Here is an 18,701-nt window from a genome sequence, read left to right on the forward strand (position 1 = left end):
GACGTTCATGAGTCGTTTGGCTATTTTTCTATTGACCGCATGCCTGGGCGCCAGCGCCATGGCCGCCGACGCTATCGACGCTAATCGCAAAAAAGACTTCGGCGATATCACCGTTCATTACAACACCTTCACTTCAAGCTTCCTGCCACCCGAGACCGCCCAGAAAGTCGGCGTGGTGCGCAGCAAGGAGAAGGGGTTGATCAACGTCACCGTGATCAAGGGCGTAAGCCCAGTGGCCGCGCAAGTCACCGGCACTATCAAGGACCTCGGCGGCAAAAGCGAGATCCTGACGTTCAAGCAGATCGAAGAAAAAGGCGGCATCAGCTACCTCGCGCCCTACACCGTGACGCAACGGGAATACAAGACCTTCACCATCAACGTTGAAACCGGCGGCAAGGCCCACGGCTTCCAATTCAACCAAGAACTGTTCCCCGCCCAATGATGAACCTTACCCAACTCGTACTCGCCAGCCATAACGCCGGCAAACTCAAAGAACTGCAGGCCATGCTCGGTGAGTCTGTGCAACTGCGTTCGATCGGCGAGTTCAGCCAGGTCGAACCGGAAGAGACCGGCCTGTCTTTCGTCGAGAATGCCATCCTCAAGGCCCGCAATGCTGCGCGTATCTCTGGCCTGCCGGCCCTGGCGGATGATTCGGGCCTGGCCGTGGATTTCCTCGGCGGCGCCCCTGGAATCTACTCGGCACGTTACGCCGAAGGCCGGGGCGACGCAGCCAACAACGCCAAGCTGCTCGACGCCCTCAAGGACGTGCCGGAGGCCGAGCGTGGTGCGCAGTTCGTCTGCGTGTTGGCCCTGGTGCGGCATGCCGACGACCCGCTGCCGATCCTGTGTGAAGGCTTGTGGCACGGGCGCATCCTGCACGCGGCCAGCGGTGAGCATGGGTTTGGCTATGACCCGCTGTTCTGGGTGCCGGAGCGCAATGTCTCCAGCGCCGAACTGAGCCCGGCCGACAAGAACCAGATCAGCCACCGCGCCCGCGCCATGGCGTTGCTGCGCCAGCGCCTGGGTTTGAAATGACCCAGAACACCTCTGCGCAGCCGCTGATCCACGGTGGCGCGCAAACACCACGGGCGGTCCTGCCCCATCTGCCGCCCCTGGCGCTGTACATCCATATCCCGTGGTGCGTGCGCAAATGCCCGTATTGCGACTTCAACTCCCACACCGCCAGCAAAGTGCTGCCGGAAGAAGAGTACGTGGACGCCCTGCTGGCCGACCTGGACCAAGACCTGCACGCCGTGTATGGCCGTAAACTGAGTTCGATCTTCTTTGGCGGCGGCACGCCCAGCCTGTTCAGCGCGGCTGCACTGGGCCGCCTGCTCAAGGGCGTTCAAACGCGTATCCCGTTTACCGACGATATCGAGATCACCCTGGAAGCCAACCCCGGGACGTTCGAACAAGAGAAGTTCGTGGCGTACCGCAAACTGGGGATCAATCGCCTGTCCATCGGCATCCAGAGCTTCCAGCAAGAGAAGCTTGAAGCCCTGGGCCGTATCCACAATGGCGATGAAGCCGTGCGCGCAGCCGGCATGGCGCGCCAGGCCGGGTTCGACAACTTCAACCTGGACTTGATGCACGGCCTGCCCAACCAGTCCCTGGAGGACGCCTTGGGCGACCTGCGCCAGGCCATTGCACTCAAGCCCACGCACCTGTCCTGGTACCAACTGACCCTGGAACCCAACACCGTGTTCTGGAACCAGCCACCCGCGCTGCCGGAAGACGACACGCTGTGGGATATCCAGGAAGCCGGCCAGGCACTGCTCGCCGAACACGGTTACGCACAATATGAAGTCTCGGCCTACGCCCAACCGGGACGGCCGGCGCGGCATAACCTCAATTACTGGAGCTTTGGCGACTTTATCGGCATCGGCGCCGGGGCCCACGGCAAGCTCAGCCACCCGGACGGGCGCATTATCCGCACCTGGAAAACCCGTGCACCAAAGGACTACCTCAACCCGGCCAAAAGCTTCCAGGCCGGCGCGAAAGAACTGACCAACGATGAACTGCCGTTCGAGTTTCTGATGAACGCGCTGCGCCTCACCGAAGGGGTTGATGCCAAGCTCTACGCCGAGCGCACCGGCCTCGATCTGGCGAGCCTCGATGAAGGCCGCCGCGACGCAGAACAAAGTGGATTAATGCAGGTCGAACCGTCACGCCTGGCGGCCACCGACCGCGGGCAACTCTTTCTCAATGACCTGTTGCAGAAGTTTTTGAGCTGATAGCTCTTAAGGAAATCGAATGGATCTGGTACTCGACCTGCTCGCCACCGTATCCCGCTGGAGCCGTAGCAACCTGTCGGAAATCTCGTTGGCCCTTGTGGGCTGTTTGCTGGTGCTGTTCGGCGCCGACATCAAGGGCTGGGTCGAAGCGCGCCTGGGCAGCATCGCCGGCGCCTTGCGCGTACCCTTGATGGCCCTGCTGTGCCTGATCGGCAGCGGTGCGGCGTTGATCTATGCCACGCCGTGGATTGTGCGGGGGTTGAGCCAGTTCAATAACTACAGCCTGGCGCCGGTGTTGATCGTGGTGCTGGTGTTGATTGGCGTGGTAGCAGACCGCCGCTGACCCAGCAGGCACTACAAAACACATGTGGGAGCTGGCTTGCCTGCGATACAGACACCTCGGTGTATCAGTGATACCGAGGTGATGTTATCGCAGGCAAGCCAGCTCCCACATTTGATTGCGTTTCAAGCTGATGACTGTTTAAGCCAGCTTCTCGAATTTCAAATCCCACACCCCATGCCCCAATCGCTCGCCACGGCGTTCGAACTTGGTGATCGGCCGCTCGGCCGGGCGTGGCACGCATTTGCCGTCTTCGGCCAGGTTGCGGTAGCCGGGGGCGACGTTCATCACTTCCAGCATGTATTCCGCGTACGGTTCCCAGTCGGTGGCCATGTGCAGGATGCCGCCCACTTTCAGCTTGCTGCGCACCAGTTCCGCGAAGGACGCCTGGACGATGCGGCGCTTGTGGTGACGGGCCTTGTGCCATGGGTCGGGGAAGAACAGCATCAGGCGGTCGAGGCTGTTGTCGGCGATGCAGCGGTTGAGCACTTCAATCGCATCGCAGTCGTAGACCCGCAGGTTTTTCAGGCCTTGGGTCAACACACCGTTGAGCAATGCGCCGACGCCTGGGCGGTGCACTTCCACACCGATGAAATCCTGCTCCGGCGCGGCTGCGGCCATTTCCAGCAGAGAATGGCCCATGCCGAAACCGATTTCCAGGGAGCGTGGGGCTGAACGGCCGAACACTTGGTCGTAATCCACCGGCGCATCGGCCAGGGGCAACACGAACAGCGGCGTGCCCTGCTCCAGGCCCTTTTGCTGGCCTTCGGTCATGCGGCCGGCGCGCATCACAAAACTCTTGATGCGGCGGTGCTTGGACTCGTCGCCCTCTTCCACGGTGTTCGGCGTTTCGTTTGATTCAGTCATCAATAGCTCTTACTTGATCAGACCATCCAGCGGCGAAGAGGCGCTGGCATAGAGTTTTTTCGGCATGCGCCCGGCGAGGTAGGCCAGGCGGCCCGCGACGATGGCGTGGTTCATGGCTTGGGCCATCATGATTGGTTGCTGGGCATGGGCAATGGCCGAGTTCATCAGCACCGCGTCGCAGCCCAGTTCCATGGCGATGGTCGCGTCGGAGGCAGTGCCCACGCCCGCATCCACCAATACCGGGATCTTGGCTTCTTCGAGGATGATCTGCAGGTTATACGGATTGCAGATCCCCAGGCCGGAACCGATCAGACCGGCCAGCGGCATCACCGCGATGCAGCCGATTTCTGCCAACTGACGGGCGATGATCGGGTCATCGCTGGTGTAGACCATCACGTCGAAGCCTTCCTTGACCAAGGTCTCGGCGGCCTTGAGGGTTTCGATCACATTGGGGAACAGGGTTTTCTGGTCGGCCAGCACTTCCAGCTTCACCAGGTTGTGGCCGTCGAGCAGCTCACGAGCCAGGCGGCAGGTGCGCACGGCTTCGATGGCGTCGTAGCAGCCAGCAGTGTTTGGCAAAAAGGTGTAGCGCTCCGGCGACAGCACTTCGAGCAGGTTCGGCTCGCCCTCGATCTGGCCGAGGTTGGTGCGGCGTACGGCGAAGGTGACGATCTCGGCACCCGAGGCTTCGATGGCCAGGCGGGTTTCTTCCATGTCGCGGTACTTGCCGGTGCCGACCAGCAGACGGGACTGGTAGGTACGACCGGCCAGGACGAAAGGCTTGTCGCTACGAACGATGCTCATGGGAAATCCTCTGATTGGATGAGGTTCTGCAGAATGCGTTGCGGCCGTGGCGGGCTAGCCGCCGCCGATGGCGTGGACCACTTCGACCTGGTCGTTGTCTTTCAACAAGGTCTCGGCGTGCTGGCTACGCGGGACGATATCCAGGTTGAGCTCCACTGCGACGCGACGCCCGGTCAGGTCCAGGCGGGTCAGCAGGGCCGCAACGGTTTCGCCGTCGGGCAGTTCAAAGGGTTCGCCGTTCAACTGAATGCGCATGCCACGGGCCGCCATCGTTTTTAGGGGCCCGCATTCTAGCGCGATTGGAACCTGAAGGTCAGCTCCAAGCGTCAAGCGGTCAAAGCTGCAAACGCCACGCCGCCAGGCCCAGGAAGAACCAGCCGAGCAGGAACGCCAGCCCGCCAAACGGCGTGATGATCCCCAGTTTACTGATGCCGGTCATCGTCAGCACATACAGGCTGCCCGAGAACAGCAGGATACCGACGGTAAACAAAATACCCGCCCAGGTGACCAACCGGCCCGGAATATGCGCCGCCAGCAAGGCCACGCCGAACAGTGCCAGGGCATGCACCAACTGGTAGGTCACGCCGGTATGGAAGATAGCCAGGTAGTCGGCGCTCAGGCGGTTTTTCAGGCCGTGGGCGGCGAAAGCGCCCAGCGCAACGCCGGTAAAGCCGAAAAAGGCAGCCAGCATCAGAAAGCTACGCAGCATGGGGAACTCCAGTCAGACTCATCGGGCAGGGTCTGTATAATGGCCCGCTCAACGGGTTCGGCCAAGCCATCTCTATGCTGCGTGTCCTCTTCAAACGCTTTCTCAACGTCGTGAAATGGTTTGCCATCAGCAGTGTGTTGCTGGTGCTGCTGTTTCGTGTGGTACCGCCACCGTTCACTGCGCTGATGGTGGAGCGCAAGGTCGAGTCCTGGGTCGACGGCGAACCCATTGACCTGCAACGCAGCTGGGTACCGTGGGACGAAATCTCCGATGATCTCAAAGTCGCGGTGATGGCCGGTGAAGACCAGCGTTTCCCGCAACATTGGGGTTTTGATTTCGGCGCGATCCAGGCGGCGATCCTGCACAACGAGCGTGGCGGCTCGATTCGCGGCGCCAGCACCCTGAGCCAGCAGGTGTCGAAAAACCTGTTCCTGTGGGCCGGCCGCAGCTATTTGCGCAAAGGCCTGGAGGCGTGGTTTACCGGTTTGATCGAAGTGTTATGGCCCAAGCAGCGGATTCTTGAGGTGTACCTCAACAGCGTGGAATGGGATGAAGGTGTGTTTGGCGCAGAAGCGGCGGCGCGGCACCATTTTGGCGTGAGTGCCAAAGGGCTTTCGCGGCAGCAGGCCAGTTACCTGGCGGCGGTGTTGCCAAATCCACGGGTGTGGAGTGCCAGCCATCCGACGGCCTATGTGGCACGGCGGGCGGCGTGGATTCGCCAGCAGATGAGCCAATTGGGCGGGGATGGTTACCTGGTGGAGCTGAACAACTCTCGAAAGGCACCCTGGTCCGACTGACACAATATGGGACCTGTGGGAGCTGGCTTGCCTGCGATAGCGGTGGGTCAGTAACCCATGCTTCATCTGACACGGCCTCATCGCAGGCAAGCCAGCTCCCACATTAAACCGAGTTGTACTTGAGACTTTTCGAGCACATACAAAAATGCCCCGATCTTTCGACCGGGGCATTTTTTGTTCGCTGCGTTTTAGGCGGCGATCGACAACTTCAGCTTGTTCATCGCGCTTTTCTCAAGCTGACGAATCCGCTCTGCCGACACGTTGTACTTCTGCGCCAGGTCGTGCAGCGTGGCTTTTTCTTCTGCCAGCCAACGCTGGTAGAGGATGTCACGGCTGCGGTCGTCCAGCACTTCCAGCGCTTCGTGCAGGTTGTGGTTGGAGTTGTCGCTCCAGTCGGCGTCTTCCAGTTGACGCGCCGGGTCGTACCGGTGGTCTTCCAGGTAGTTGGCCGGCGATTGGAAGGCGCTGTCGTCATCCGCTTCGGCGGCTGGATCGAAGGCCATGTCATGGCCGGTCAGGCGGCTTTCCATCTCGCGCACTTCACGCGGCTCCACACCGAGGCTTTCGGCCACGCGGTGGACTTCTTCGTTGTTCAGCCACGCCAGGCGTTTTTTCTGGCTGCGCAGGTTGAAGAACAGCTTGCGCTGGGCCTTGGTGGTGGCCACTTTCACGATGCGCCAGTTGCGCAGGATGAACTCGTGGATTTCCGCCTTGATCCAGTGCACGGCAAACGACACCAGGCGCACGCCCATTTCAGGGTTGAAGCGCTTTACAGCCTTCATCAGGCCTACGTTGCCTTCCTGAATCAGGTCGGCCTGGGCCAGACCGTAGCCGCTATAGCTACGGGCGATATGTACGACAAAACGCAGGTGGGCGAGCACCATCTGCCGAGCCGCCCCCAAATCCTGCTCATAGTAGAGACTCTCGGCCAGTTCACGCTCCTGCTCGGGCGTCAGCAATGGAATGCTGTTGACCGTGTGCACATAGGCTTCCAGGTTCGCACCCGGGACCAAGGCATAAGCAGGTTGCAAAGAAGTGGTCATACGAAAAAACCTCCGACTCACATAACTCGTGCAGTTCAGCACTGCGAAAATTGACCTGGGAACCGTAGGACAAGTTCCCTAAACCGCTGATACGGTCAATACAAACGAAACCACATTAATCTGGCATTAACTACTTCGGCGCCAGCTCACGTAAATGCCGTGCCACCGCAATCCACGCACCGATATACCCCAACAACACCGCGCCAAGCAAGAGACTCAGACCATCGGCTACCGGCACACCGGCCAACGCGAAATCACTGCCGTAGAGCCCCGCCAGGCCGACAACCGCGTCGTTCAACCAATCCAGGCCAAACGCCAGTACGCCCCAGGACAAGATCCCCGCACCCAGGCCATACAGCGCGCCCATGTACAGGAAAGGCCGACGCACATAGCTGTCTGTGCCGCCCACCAGTTTAATCACTTCTATCTCGGTGCGACGGTTTTCAATATGAAGACGAATGGTATTACCTATCACCAAAAGTAATGCAGACACTAATAACACCGTCAGGCCGAACACAAAGCGGTCGCCCAGCTTGAGGATCGCGGCCAGGCGCTCTACCCAGACTAGATCAAGTTGGGCCTGTTGCACCTTCGGCATCTCTGCGAGTTTTTGTCGCAGGGCTTCCAGCGCCGGTTTGTCGACCTCGTTCGGGGTTACCAGCACCACGCCCGGCAGCGGGTTCTGCGGCAGCTCCTTGAGCGCCTCGCCCAGGCCCGATTGCTGCTGGAACTCTTCGAGAGCCTGGTCGCGGCTGATGTACTCGGCCTCGGCTACCCCCGGGATGTTCTTGATATCGTCACGCAGCGCTTCGCCTTCCTTGCTGCTGGTGTCCAGGTTCAGGTACAGCGAAATCTGCGCCGCCCGCTGCCAGGAACCGCCCAGGCGCTCCACGTTATTAAGCAACAGCGACAAGCCCATCGGCAGGCTCAAGGCCACGGCCATGACCAGGCAGGTGAAAAAGCTGCCGATCGGCTGCTTGCCCAGGCGCCGCAGGCTGTCCAGCAGGCTGGCGCGGTGGCTTTCGATCCAGGCGTGCACCAGGGTGCCGAAGTCCGGGCCGTCGTCTTCGTCGTGTTTTTTCTTTTTCGGTTGCGGGTCGGCCGGCTTCGGAGCCACCCGTTCGGATACTTTAGGGCTGCGTGTAGCACTCATACGCCCGCCTCCCCATCGCCGATCAGGCGGCCGCGTTGCAGGGTGAGCATGCGATGGCGCATACGGGCAATCAGGGCCAGGTCGTGGCTGGCGATCAAGACGCTGGTGCCCAGGCGGTTGATGTCTTCGAACACCCCCATGATCTCGGCCGCCAGGCGCGGGTCGAGGTTACCGGTGGGTTCGTCCGCCAGCAGCAAAGCCGGGCGATGGACGATGGCGCGGGCGATACCGACACGCTGTTGCTGACCAGTGGACAGGTCGCCGGGGAAGAGGTCGGTCTTGTCCGACAACGCCACGCGCTCCAGGGCCGAGTCCACGCGCTTGACGATCTCGGCCTTGGACAACCCGAGGATCTGCAACGGCAGGGCCACGTTGTTGAACACCGTACGGTCGAACAGCAACTGGTGGTTCTGGAACACCACGCCGATCTGGCGGCGCAGGAATGGAATTTGCGCATTGCTGATAGTGGCCAGGTCCTGGCCCGCCAGCAGCAACTTGCCGGTCGTCGGGCGTTCCATGGCCAGCAGCAGGCGCAACAGCGTACTTTTGCCCGCGCCCGAATGGCCGGTGACAAACAAGAATTCGCCGCGACGCACTCGAAAGCTCAGCTCATGCAAGCCCACATGCCCGTTGGCATAGCGTTTACCGACCTGTTCGAATCGAATCATGAACGCTCCCGCTTGGCAAACAGTGCCTGTACAAAGGGTTCGGCTTCAAAGGTGCGCAGGTCGTCAATGCCTTCACCGACGCCGATATAGCGAATCGGTAACCCGAACTGTTTGGCCAGGGCGAAAATCACACCGCCCTTGGCCGTGCCGTCGAGCTTAGTCAATGCCAAGCCGGTCAGCTGCACCGTCTGGTTGAATTGCTTGGCCTGGCTGATGGCGTTCTGGCCAGTACCGGCGTCGAGCACCAGCAGGACTTCATGGGGTGCATCGGCGTCGAGCTTGCCGATCACGCGGCGCACTTTCTTCAGCTCTTCCATCAAGTTGTCTTTGGTGTGCAGGCGACCGGCGGTGTCGGCGATCAGCACGTCAATGTTACGGGCCTTGGCGGCCTGCACGGCATCGAAGATCACCGAAGCCGAGTCGGCGCCGGTGTGCTGGGCGATCACCGGGATCTTGTTGCGCTCGCCCCACACCTGCAACTGCTCGACGGCGGCGGCACGGAAGGTGTCACCGGCGGCGAGCATGACTTTCTTGCCTTCACCTTGCAGCTTCTTGGCCAGCTTGCCGATGGTGGTGGTCTTGCCAGCGCCATTAACCCCTACAACGAGGATGACGAACGGCTTTTTCGGGGTGATCACCAGCGGCGCTTCAACCGGTTTGAGCATGGCGGCCAGCTCAGCCTGCAGGGATTTGTACAGCGCATCGGCGTCGGTCAACTGCTTGCGCGCGACCTTCTGCGTCAGGCTCTGAATGATCACGGCGGTGGCTTCGACGCCCACGTCGGCGGTGAGCAGGCGGGTCTCGATGTCTTCGAGCAGCTCGTCATCAATGACTTTCTTGCCCAGGAACAGGCTGGCCATGCCTTCGCCAATACTGGCGCTGGTCTTGCTCAGGCCCTGCTTGAGGCGTGCAAAGAATCCGGTTTTGCTGGTTTCGGTGGTGACGACGGCAGGCTCTGGCTCGATAGCGGCAGGTGCAGCGACAACCGGTGCAGGCACTTCAACGACGGGCGGTATTTCAGCCACAACCTCTACCGGCGCCGGCTCAACCACTGCAGGAATCGGCGGCACGACGTGCTCGGCCTGAACATCCTCAACCAATGCCACGGGTTCTTCGGCCACGGGCAGCTCTAACCAGGGCTTGTGCTCAGGCTCAGGCTCAGGTTCCGGCTCGGCCTCGACGACCGGCTGCAACACCGGCTCAGCCATCGGTAACACCACCGGAACTGGCGTCTCGGCAACCGGTTCGGCTTCTATTACGGGTTCGGGGGTCGGTTCAGCTTGAACCTGCGGCTGTTCGACGACGGTTTCCTGCGGCTTTTTGCGCAGCCATCCGAACAGGCCTTTCTTCTCGCCAGCCGCAGCTGGGGTCTTCTTGTCGTCGTTGGAACCAAACATGGAGACGGCTATCTCAAGGTAGCGACGCGCCACAGGGCGCGCCGGTAAATAAAATTCGATGCGTAACAGACTGTTTTTTAGCCAGCTCGTTCATGCGCAACATTTTGTAAGGCCTAAATAGGGCCTTCACAAGACAGCCGCAGTGGCCGTCCTTAAGTCGGACCAGTATCCTAGCACCTCCTCGCCCGCCGACGCTAAGACCAAGCGGGCAGCCCAACAGGTTTAAAAACGAATGAATGCTCTAGCCCGCCGCGCCGCAGGCCTGCTGTTCAGCACAGTTTGTCTGCCTCTCTCAGCTTTGGCTGCCGATCCACAACCCACCCATGAATTCACCCTCGATAACGGCCTCAAGGTGGTCGTGCGCGAAGATCATCGCGCGCCGGTGGTGGTTTCCCAGGTTTGGTACAAGGTTGGCTCAAGCTACGAAACCCCGGGCCAGACCGGTTTGTCCCACGCTCTGGAACACATGATGTTCAAGGGCAGCGCCAAGGTTGGCCCCGGCGAAGCCTCGCTGATCCTGCGCGACCTGGGCGCCGAAGAAAACGCGTTCACCAGCGACGACTACACCGCGTATTACCAGGTATTGGCCCGTGATCGCCTGGGCGTGGCCTTTGAGCTGGAAGCCGACCGCATGGCCAGCCTGCGCCTGCCGGCCGACGAGTTCAGCCGTGAAATCGAGGTAATCAAAGAAGAACGCCGCCTGCGCACCGACGATAACCCCATGTCCAAGGCGTTCGAGCGCTTCAAGGCCATGGCGTTCCCGGCCAGTGGCTACCACACGCCGACCATTGGCTGGATGGCCGACCTGGACCGCATGAAGGTCGAGGAACTGCGCCACTGGTACCAATCCTGGTACGTGCCGAACAACGCCACCCTGGTGGTGGTCGGCGACGTGACCCCGGACGAGGTGAAAAACCTCGCCCAACGTTACTTCGGCCCGATCCCCAAGCGTGACGTGCCGCCGGCAAAAATCCCGATGGAACTGGCCGAGCCCGGCGAGCGCCTGCTAACCCTGCACGTGCAGACCCAACTGCCGAGCGTGTTCCTGGGCTTCAACGTGCCCGGCCTGGCCACCGCTGAAGACAAACGTTCGGTGCAAGCCCTGCGCCTGATCTCGGCCCTGCTGGACGGCGGCTACAGTGCACGGATCTCCGAGCAGCTGGAACGCGGTGAAGAGCTGGTGTCCGCGGCTTCCACCAACTACGACGCCTACACCCGTGGCGACAGCCTGTTTACGCTCTCGGCCACGCCGAACCAGCAGAAGAAGAAAACCGTCGCCCAGGCCGAAGCCGGCCTGTGGCGCCTGCTCGATGAGTTGAAGGCCAAGCCGCCGACCGCCGAAGAACTGGAGCGCATCCGTGCCCAGGTGATTGCCGGCCTGGTGTACCAACGTGATTCCATCACCAGCCAGGCCACGGCCATCGGCTCCCTGGAAACCGTCGGCCTGTCCTGGAAACTCATGGACACCGAGCTTGCCGACCTGCAAAGCGTGACCCCAGAAGACATCCAGAAGGCCGCACGCACTTATTTCACCCGCGAACGTCTGAGCGTCGCCCATGTTTTGCCAGAGGAGACCGCTCATGAGTGATCGCAAAAACAGCCGCCTGATCCTGCCCGGCCTGATCGCCGTCACCCTGATGGCGGCCAGCGCCGTTTACTTCTTGCGCCCCAGCGAGTCGGTCGCCAGCCAGGCCCTGGACAAGGCTCAAACGGCCAGCACCCTGCAGTCCCTGGCGGAACTGGATGGCAAGGCACCGACCAACCGCAAGCTCGACGTACAAACCTGGACCACCGCCGAAGGCGCCAAGGTGCTGTTCGTCGAAGCCCATGAACTGCCGATGTTCGACATGCGCCTGCTGTTCGCCGCCGGCAGCAGCCAAGATGGCGACGTGCCAGGCCTGGCGCTGATGACCAACGCCATGCTCAACGAAGGCGTGCCGGGTAAGGATGTCAGCCAGATCGCCAGCGGGTTCGAAGGCTTGGGAGCCGACTTTGGCAACGGCGCCTACCGTGACATGGCGCTGGTGACCCTGCGCAGCCTGAGCGACAACGATAAGCGCACCGCCGCCCTGGCCCTGTTCGACCAGGTGATTGGCCAGCCGACGTTCCCGGCAGACTCTCTGGCACGCATCAAGAACCAGATCCTGGCCGGCTTCGAGTATCAGAAGCAGAACCCCGGCAAACTGGCGAGCATCGAGCTGTTCAAGCGTCTGTACGGCGACCATCCTTACGCGCATCCGAGCGAAGGCACCCCCGAGAGCGTGCCGAAGATTACCCTGGCGCAGTTGCAGGCGTTCCATGCCAAAGCCTATGCGGCGGGTAATGCGGTGATTGCGGTCGTCGGCGACCTGACCCGTGCAGAAGCCGAGGCCATGACGGCCAAAGTGTCGGCATCGCTGCCCAAAGGCCCGGCCATGGTCAAGATCGCTCAACCGACCGAGCCAAAAGCCGGCCTGAGCCGTATCGAGTTTCCGTCCAAGCAAACCCACCTGCTGTTTGCGCAATTGGGCATCGACCGCGCCGACCCGGACTACGCAGCCTTGTCCCTGGGCAACCAGATCCTTGGCGGCGGCGGCTTCGGTACCCGTTTGATGAGCGAGGTGCGTGAAAAACGCGGCCTGACCTACGGCGTGTACTCCGGTTTCTCACCGATGCAGGTGCGCGGCCCGTTCATGATCAACCTGCAGACCCGCGCCGAAATGAGCGGCGGCACCCTGCGCCTGGTTGAGGATGTACTGGCTGATTACCTCAAGAACGGCCCAACACAAAAAGAACTGGACGACGCCAAGCGCGAACTGGCCGGCAGCTTCCCGCTGTCCACCGCCAGCAACGCCGATATCGTCGGGCAGTTGGGCGCCATGGGTTTCTACAACCTGCCGCTGAGCTATCTGGAAGATTTCATGAAACAATCCCAGGCCCTGACCGTCGATCAGGTCAAGGCTGCAATGAACAAACACTTGAGCGCCGACAAGATGGTCATCGTGACCGCCGGCCCGACGATTGCGCAAAAGCCACTACCGCCCCCCACTGATAAACCTGCCGAGCAGCCGCTCGGGGTTCCGGAGCATTAATGGCCAGTTCATCTCGCCCGAAAAAACCTGTCCACAACGTGCATAACGGTGTGGGCCAACTGCGCATCATTGGCGGTGAATGGGGCAGCCGCAAGCTGAGCTTCCCCGACGTCGTGGGCCTGCGCCCGACGCCCGATCGCGTGCGTGAAACCCTGTTCAACTGGCTCGCGCCGTACATAGGCGGGGCCAAAGTGCTGGACCCGTTCGCCGGCAGCGGCGCGCTGTTCCTGGAGGCGCTGTCCCGTGGCGCGGCCCAGGGCCAGGCGCTGGACGCCAGCAATGTGGCGGTGTCCAGCCTCAAGGAGCACCTGGGCACGCTGCGTTGCACCACCGGCCAGGTGCAGACGGCCGACGCGCTGCGCTACCTGGAAACCCAGGCGGCCACTGAATACGACGTAGTGTTCCTCGATCCACCGTTCAACCAGAACCTGCTGCCGACCGTCTGCACACTGCTGGAAGAACGCCAGTGGCTGGCACCGGATGCCTGGATCTACACTGAGAGCGAGACCGCGCCCTCCACGCTCGGCCTGCCAAGTGGCTGGCGCCTGCACCGGGAGCAGAAGTCCGGGCGGGTGTATTACGCGTTGTGGCATCGTTTGGTCGAAAACGCCGCCTGATCGTGTGGCTAGAGATTGCTCCCGCTGGGCTGCGAAGCGGCCCTGAAACCTGCCAAGGTGTTCCGACTGAATAAACGCAGTGTTCTTGATGGGGCCGCTACGCGGCCCAGCGCGAGCAAGCTCGCTCGCCACAGTGAGTTCACTTGCCACCGAGAGCGTCATGACCCCTTCTTGCGACCTGTTCAAACCCGCCTTCGGCCTCGGCAACCCTCACTTGCAGACACTGTGGGGGCCGCTGTGGCGGCCGACCACCCACCTCGAGCGTCAGCGTGAGCGCCTGTGGCTGGAGGATGGCGACTTCCTCGATCTCGACTGGCACGGGCCTCATGACGTGCAAGCGCCTTTGGTGCTGGTGTTGCATGGGCTGACCGGTTCGTCCAATTCGCCCTATGTGGCCGGCCTGCAAAAAGTCCTCGCCACCCAAGGCTGGGCCAGTGCTGCGTTGAACTGGCGCGGCTGCTCGGGCGAGCCCAACCTGCTGGCTCGCAGCTATCACTCCGGCGCCAGCGAAGACTTGGTAGCCGCGATTGCTCATCTGCGCGCCAAGCGGCCTTTGGCGCCCTTGTACGCGGTGGGTTACTCCCTGGGCGGCAATGTGTTGCTCAAGCATTTGGGGGAAACCGGCGAGGCTTCAGGGCTGCAGGGCGCGGCGGCGGTGTCGGTGCCGTTTCGCCTGGATCAATGCGCAGATCGCATTGGGCTGGGGTTCTCGCGGGTGTATCAGAAGCACTTCATGCGCGAGATGCTGGCGTATATCCGCGTCAAGCAACGCCAATTCCTGCAGGACGGTCGTGAGGATGGGCTCAAAACCCTGGAGGCCCTTGGCTCTCTGGAAAAGATGCGCACGTTCTGGGACTTCGACGGGCGGGTAACCGCGCCGCTGCACGGTTTCTTGAGTGCCGAGGATTACTATCGCCGCGCCTCCAGTCGCTATTACCTGGGCGGTATCCGCACGCCGACGCTGATTATCCAGGCGGCTGATGATCCGTTTGTGTTTGCGCACAGCTTGCCTGACGCCAGTGAGCTGTCGGCCTGCACCGAGTTCGAGTTGCTGGCCAAGGGCGGGCATGTGGGGTTTGTGGAGGGTTCGCTGAAGCGTCCTGGTTACTATCTGGAGCGCCGGATCCCGCAATGGCTCCAGACCCAATACGGTCAATAGTGTGGGAGCTGGCTTGCCTGCGATAGCGGTGGGCCAGCCAACGTTGAGGTGGCTGACACTCTGCTATCGCAGGCAAGCCAGCTCCCACACTTTCATGAAGTGCTCACACCTATCGTTTAGTCGCCCTTCGCAATTTCCCGGGCTGGATCGGTAATCCACTCACTCCACGACCCCGCATACAACTTGCCCAACGGGTACCCCGCCAGGCTCAACGCAAACAGGTTATGGCACGCCGTCACCCCAGACCCGCAATACGCCACCAGCTCCTGAGCCGGGCGCCCTTGCAACTGCGCGGCAAAGCGTTGCTTGAGCTGATCAGCCGGCAAGAAACGACCATCACTGCCCAGGTTTTCACTGAACGCCGCGCATTGCGCGCCAGGGATATGCCCGGCAATCGGGTCGATGGGTTCTACTTCGCCACGAAAGCGCGGCTGGGCGCGGGCGTCGATCAAGGTCAGGCCGGGTTGGCCCAGGCGTTTTTGCAGGTGTTCGGCATCCAGCAACAGACGATGATCCGGCGTACCGGCGAAGGTACCTGGCTCAACCACGGGCGCGTCCAGGCTCAGGGGGAAACCGGCGGCATGCCAGGCCTTGAGGCCACCATCCAGAATGAACACGCCATCACGCTTGCCCAGCCAGGCCAGCAACCACCAGGCACGGGCGGCGTAGGCTCCGGGGCCGTCGTCATACAGCACCACATCGGTGTCGGCACTGATACCCCAGGCCCGCAGTTGCCTGGCGAACGTGTCCGCCGCCGGCAAAGGATGACGACCGGTCACGCCCTTGGTCACCGGGCCGCTCAGGTGGCGCTCCAGGTCGGCGTATTGCGCGCCCTCGATATGCCCTTCGGCGTAACTGCACAAGCCATAGTCGGGGTCTTCCAGGGCAAAGCGGCAATCCAGGATCACCCACCCGCTCGACTGTTGGCGCTCGGCCAATTGCTGGGGGCTGATCAGTTGGGCAAGCGGCATGACTGACTCCTGTGAATACAAAGGGGAAAGGTCTTACTTCACTTCTTCCAGTGCCTGATTCAACGGCACGTAAAACTCTTTGAACAAGGCGTCCACCGCCTCTTTGGCCTGTGGCGTGACAAACCCCGCCTCCAGCACCAGCACCTGATAGACCCCACGCTTGATCGCCTCGGCGCTCAGGTGGGTGGATTTTTCATTGGTGGTACACAAAAAGCGCACCCACGAGGTGAGGATGATCCACGCATTCAGGGTCAGGGCTTCTGTTTGCACCGGGTCCATATTGAGAATGCCGGCATCGACAAAGCCCTGGTAGATCGCGCCGCCCTGGATCAGGCAACGCTGGGAAAAACGCCGGTAGCCGGTCGCCAGTTCCGGGTCGCTCTCCAGCAGGTGTTCGAGGTCGCGATGCAGGAAGCGATAACGCCACATGCCAGCCAATACGGCTTGCAGGTAAAAGCGTTTATCCTCCACCACCATCGTGCGTCCCTGGGGTGGGCGCAGGAAACTGTCTACCAACGCTTCATATTCGCGGAACAGCACGGCGATGATCGCCTGCTTGTTAGGGAAGTGGTAGTACAGGTTGCCCGGGGAAATTTCCATGTGGGCGGCAATGTGGTTAGTACTGACACTGCGCTCGCCCTGCTGGTTAAAAAGCTCCAGGCTGGTTTGCACAATGCGCTCGCTGGTCTTTACTCGTGGTGCCATAGGGGATCAGCTTCTATACACGGGATGGGGCATCTTACGGCCTAACCCGGCCAGGATAAATCTGGATGTTACTGCAATGTTATTTGACAATTTAGAGCAATGACTCTAAAAATCCAGGCAGACCAATAACAATCGGTGCCGCGCCATGTCTGCCAACGTTGCCTACCTGCAAGATTCCCAGGCGCTGGATCAACTCCAGGACCTGTTCGACGCCCAATGCCGCGCCTATGCCGCCAACCCGATGCCGCCGGCCGGGCAGCGCCAGCAATGGCTCAAGGCTCTGCGGGATCTGCTGAGCGACGAACGCCAGGCGCTGATCAATGCGATCAGCCAGGATTTCAGCCATCGCAGCGCCGACGAAACCCTGTTTGCCGAATTGATGCCTAGCCTGCATGGCATTCACTACGCGAGCAAACACCTCAAGGGCTGGATGAAACCTTCCCGCCGCGCTGTAGGCATTGCCTTCCAGCCCGCCTCAGCCAAAGTCATTTACCAGCCACTGGGCGTCGTCGGCGTCATCGTGCCGTGGAACTACCCGCTTTACCTGGCCATCGGCCCGCTGGTTGGGGCATTGGCTGCCGGTAACCGGGTGATGCTCAAGCTCAGCGAGTCCACGCCGGCCACCGGTGAGCTGCTCAAGGCGTTGCTGGCCAAGATCTTCCCCGAGGACCTGGTGTGCGTCGTGCTGGGCGAAGCTGACGTGGGCATGGCGTTTTCCAAGTTGCGCTTCGATCACCTGCTGTTCACCGGCGCTACCAGCATAGGCAAGCACGTGATGCGTGCGGCGGCCGAAAACCTCACGCCGGTGACCCTGGAGCTGGGCGGCAAATCGCCAGCCATTGTCTCGGCCGACGTGCCGCTCAAGGATGCTGCCGAACGCATCGCCTTCGGCAAAGCCTTGAACGCCGGACAAACCTGCGTGGCGCCGGATTATGTGCTGGTACCGGAAGATCGCGTGGAGGGCTTTGTCGAGGCCTATTCCAAAGCCGTGCGCGGGTTTTATCCGACGCTGGCCGACAACCCGGACTACACCGCCATCATCAACGAGCGCCAACTGGCCCGGCTCAATGCCTACGCCAAGGACGCCACCGACAAAGGCGCCACCTTGATCCCGCTGTACGAGCAAGGCCAGGCGCGGCGGATGGCCCACAGCCTGCTGTTGAATGTCAGCGACGACATGACCGTGATGCAGGACGAAATCTTCGGCCCGCTCCTGCCCATCGTGCCGTATCGCGGCCTTGACCAAGCCTTTGCCTACATCAACCAGCGCCCTCGCCCACTGGCCTTGTATTACTTCGGCTACAACAAAGGCGAACAAGCGCGGGTGCTCCACGAAACCCATTCCGGCGGTGTGTGCCTGAACGACACCTTGCTGCACGTCGCCCAGGACGATATGCCGTTCGGTGGCATCGGCCCGTCAGGCATGGGCCATTACCACGGTCACGAAGGTTTCCTGACGTTCAGCAAGGCCAAGGGTGTGCTGGTCAAACAGCGCCTGAACGCAGCGAAGTTGATCTACCCGCCCTATGGAAAGTCGATCCAGAAGCTGATCCAGAAGCTGTTTATCCGCTGATAACCGCTACCTTCGGGACTATAAAAACAATGAACCCCAGCCTGACTGATTCACCCGCGCTGTCACGGCGCGGCGTCTTGAAAATCGGCCTGTGTGCCAGCGCCTTCCTCGCCACCGCCGGGTTGGGCGCCAGCCTCAGTGGTTGCTCCAGCAGTACGCCGGCCAGCGGCTTTGCGATGTTGCGCACCAGCGACTTGCCGTTCTTGCGGGCGGTGATCCCGGTGCTGCTAGAAGGCGCGGCCAGTGCCGAACAAGTGCTTGCAGGTATTGAGGGCACCCTGAAAAAGCTCGATTACAGCCTGCAGCACTTGTCGCCCGAGATGTTCAAGCTCACCCAGCAATTATTCGACGTACTGGGCATGGGCATCACCCGTGGCCCGCTGACCGGTATCTGGGGCAGTTGGGAAAATGCCAGCAGCGAACAGATCCGCAATTTCCTGCACCGCTGGGAAAACAGTTACCTGAACCTTTTGCGCATGGGCCAGGGCTCGCTGCTCAAACTGGTGATCATGGCCTGGTACTTCCGGCCCGAGTCCTGGGCCCATTGCGGCTACCCCGGCCCGCCCAAGATCTAGCCTGGGCAATCCCCCAAG

At 61.3% G+C, this 18,701-nt stretch carries 21 protein-coding genes; 11 read left to right on the forward strand and 10 right to left on the reverse strand.

Translation table 11 applies throughout. The features are described from left to right. Window positions 1-7: 7 nt before the first annotated feature. Genes AC07S6_RS06070 through AC07S6_RS06085 form a run of 4 tightly spaced genes read left to right on the forward strand, consistent with a single transcriptional unit; the run spans window position 8 to window position 2,577 of the window. Window positions 8-442, forward strand: coding sequence for a DUF4426 domain-containing protein (locus AC07S6_RS06070; protein ID WP_057014172.1), 435 nt, complete (start codon window positions 8-10; stop codon window positions 440-442). Then, window positions 439-1,035 (forward strand): RdgB/HAM1 family non-canonical purine NTP pyrophosphatase, encoded by a 597-nt coding sequence (gene rdgB, locus AC07S6_RS06075; protein WP_072445592.1) that lies wholly within the window; start codon window positions 439-441, stop codon window positions 1,033-1,035. The genes AC07S6_RS06070 and rdgB overlap by 4 nt, the downstream gene beginning before the upstream one ends. After that, a complete protein-coding gene (gene hemW / locus AC07S6_RS06080; RefSeq protein WP_495111926.1) occupies window positions 1,032-2,234 on the forward strand; it encodes a radical SAM family heme chaperone HemW in 1,203 nt (400 codons plus the stop codon). The genes rdgB and hemW overlap by 4 nt, the downstream gene beginning before the upstream one ends. A 19-nt stretch (window positions 2,235-2,253) precedes the next feature. Further along, entirely contained in the window at window positions 2,254-2,577 is a 324-nt protein-coding gene (locus AC07S6_RS06085; protein WP_003195099.1) for a DUF3392 domain-containing protein, read from the forward strand. A gap of 138 nt (window positions 2,578-2,715) precedes the next feature. Here AC07S6_RS06085 and trmB read toward each other — a convergent pair whose 3' ends face one another. The 4 genes from trmB to AC07S6_RS06105 all read right to left on the reverse strand — a co-directional run bounded on the left by trmB (window position 2,716) and on the right by AC07S6_RS06105 (window position 4,954). Continuing rightward, entirely contained in the window at window positions 2,716-3,441 is a 726-nt protein-coding gene (trmB, locus tag AC07S6_RS06090; protein WP_003195101.1) for a tRNA (guanosine(46)-N7)-methyltransferase TrmB, read from the reverse strand. A 9-nt stretch (window positions 3,442-3,450) separates the two neighbouring features. Beyond that, on the reverse strand, window positions 3,451-4,245 hold the full coding sequence (locus AC07S6_RS06095) for a thiazole synthase (RefSeq protein ID WP_014720334.1): 795 nt from the start codon (window positions 4,243-4,245) through the stop codon (window positions 3,451-3,453). A 54-nt stretch (window positions 4,246-4,299) separates the two neighbouring features. Then, entirely contained in the window at window positions 4,300-4,500 is a 201-nt protein-coding gene (gene thiS, locus AC07S6_RS06100; protein WP_052200005.1) for a sulfur carrier protein ThiS, read from the reverse strand. Window positions 4,501-4,579: 79 nt separating this feature from the next. Then, window positions 4,580-4,954, reverse strand: a complete 375-nt coding sequence (locus AC07S6_RS06105; protein ID WP_495111927.1) for a DUF423 domain-containing protein — start codon at window positions 4,952-4,954, stop codon at window positions 4,580-4,582. A gap of 74 nt (window positions 4,955-5,028) precedes the next feature. Here AC07S6_RS06105 and mtgA point away from each other — a divergent pair, with 74 nt between their 5' ends. Then, window positions 5,029-5,751, forward strand: a complete 723-nt coding sequence (mtgA, locus tag AC07S6_RS06110) for a monofunctional biosynthetic peptidoglycan transglycosylase (protein ID WP_495111928.1) — start codon at window positions 5,029-5,031, stop codon at window positions 5,749-5,751. Window positions 5,752-5,939: 188 nt separating this feature from the next. On the opposite strand, the gene rpoH is transcribed toward mtgA, so the two are convergent. The 4 genes from rpoH to ftsY all read right to left on the reverse strand — a co-directional run bounded on the left by rpoH (window position 5,940) and on the right by ftsY (window position 10,012). Continuing rightward, entirely contained in the window at window positions 5,940-6,794 is an 855-nt protein-coding gene (gene rpoH / locus AC07S6_RS06115; protein ID WP_003176698.1) for an RNA polymerase sigma factor RpoH, read from the reverse strand. A gap of 130 nt (window positions 6,795-6,924) precedes the next feature. Further along, window positions 6,925-7,947: a permease-like cell division protein FtsX gene (ftsX, locus tag AC07S6_RS06120; RefSeq protein ID WP_003195111.1), complete on the reverse strand. Its 1,023-nt coding sequence runs from the start codon at window positions 7,945-7,947 to the stop codon at window positions 6,925-6,927. Next, complete coding sequence (gene ftsE / locus AC07S6_RS06125) at window positions 7,944-8,615, reverse strand: cell division ATP-binding protein FtsE (RefSeq protein WP_003195112.1); 672 nt, start codon at window positions 8,613-8,615, stop codon at window positions 7,944-7,946. The genes ftsX and ftsE overlap by 4 nt, the downstream gene beginning before the upstream one ends. Continuing rightward, window positions 8,612-10,012, reverse strand: coding sequence for a signal recognition particle-docking protein FtsY (ftsY, locus tag AC07S6_RS06130; protein ID WP_495111929.1), 1,401 nt, complete (start codon window positions 10,010-10,012; stop codon window positions 8,612-8,614). Before ftsY ends, ftsE begins: the two co-directional genes overlap by 4 nt. A 232-nt stretch (window positions 10,013-10,244) precedes the next feature. Between ftsY and AC07S6_RS06135 the strand changes: the two genes are divergently transcribed. The 4 genes from AC07S6_RS06135 (at window position 10,245) to AC07S6_RS06150 (ending at window position 14,859) form a co-directional block, all read left to right on the forward strand. After that, complete coding sequence (locus tag AC07S6_RS06135; protein WP_003195117.1) at window positions 10,245-11,600, forward strand: M16 family metallopeptidase; 1,356 nt, start codon at window positions 10,245-10,247, stop codon at window positions 11,598-11,600. Next, a complete protein-coding gene (locus tag AC07S6_RS06140) occupies window positions 11,593-13,083 on the forward strand; it encodes a M16 family metallopeptidase (protein WP_057976460.1) in 1,491 nt (496 codons plus the stop codon). The genes AC07S6_RS06135 and AC07S6_RS06140 overlap by 8 nt, the downstream gene beginning before the upstream one ends. Further along, window positions 13,083-13,700, forward strand: coding sequence for a 16S rRNA (guanine(966)-N(2))-methyltransferase RsmD (rsmD, locus tag AC07S6_RS06145; protein ID WP_034128953.1), 618 nt, complete (start codon window positions 13,083-13,085; stop codon window positions 13,698-13,700). The genes AC07S6_RS06140 and rsmD overlap by 1 nt, the downstream gene beginning before the upstream one ends. 160 nt (window positions 13,701-13,860) lie before the next feature. Beyond that, window positions 13,861-14,859, forward strand: a complete 999-nt coding sequence (locus AC07S6_RS06150; RefSeq protein ID WP_495111930.1) for a hydrolase — start codon at window positions 13,861-13,863, stop codon at window positions 14,857-14,859. 116 nt (window positions 14,860-14,975) lie between these two features. On the opposite strand, the gene AC07S6_RS06155 is transcribed toward AC07S6_RS06150, so the two are convergent. Next, window positions 14,976-15,830: a sulfurtransferase gene (locus tag AC07S6_RS06155; RefSeq protein WP_197881951.1), complete on the reverse strand. Its 855-nt coding sequence runs from the start codon at window positions 15,828-15,830 to the stop codon at window positions 14,976-14,978. Between the two features lie 33 nt (window positions 15,831-15,863). Beyond that, on the reverse strand, window positions 15,864-16,535 hold the full coding sequence (locus AC07S6_RS06160) for a TetR/AcrR family transcriptional regulator (RefSeq protein ID WP_005792294.1): 672 nt from the start codon (window positions 16,533-16,535) through the stop codon (window positions 15,864-15,866). 145 nt (window positions 16,536-16,680) lie between these two features. Between AC07S6_RS06160 and AC07S6_RS06165 the strand changes: the two genes are divergently transcribed. Continuing rightward, entirely contained in the window at window positions 16,681-18,108 is a 1,428-nt protein-coding gene (locus AC07S6_RS06165; RefSeq protein ID WP_495111931.1) for a coniferyl aldehyde dehydrogenase, read from the forward strand. 29 nt (window positions 18,109-18,137) lie between these two features. Next, window positions 18,138-18,683 carry a hypothetical protein gene (locus AC07S6_RS06170; RefSeq protein ID WP_020301931.1) on the forward strand — a complete coding sequence of 182 codons (546 nt, stop codon included), beginning with the start codon at window positions 18,138-18,140 and terminating at the stop codon, window positions 18,681-18,683. Window positions 18,684-18,701: the final 18 nt, after the last annotated feature.

This window comes from Pseudomonas sp. GW821-FHT07B01 (assembly GCF_059419065.1).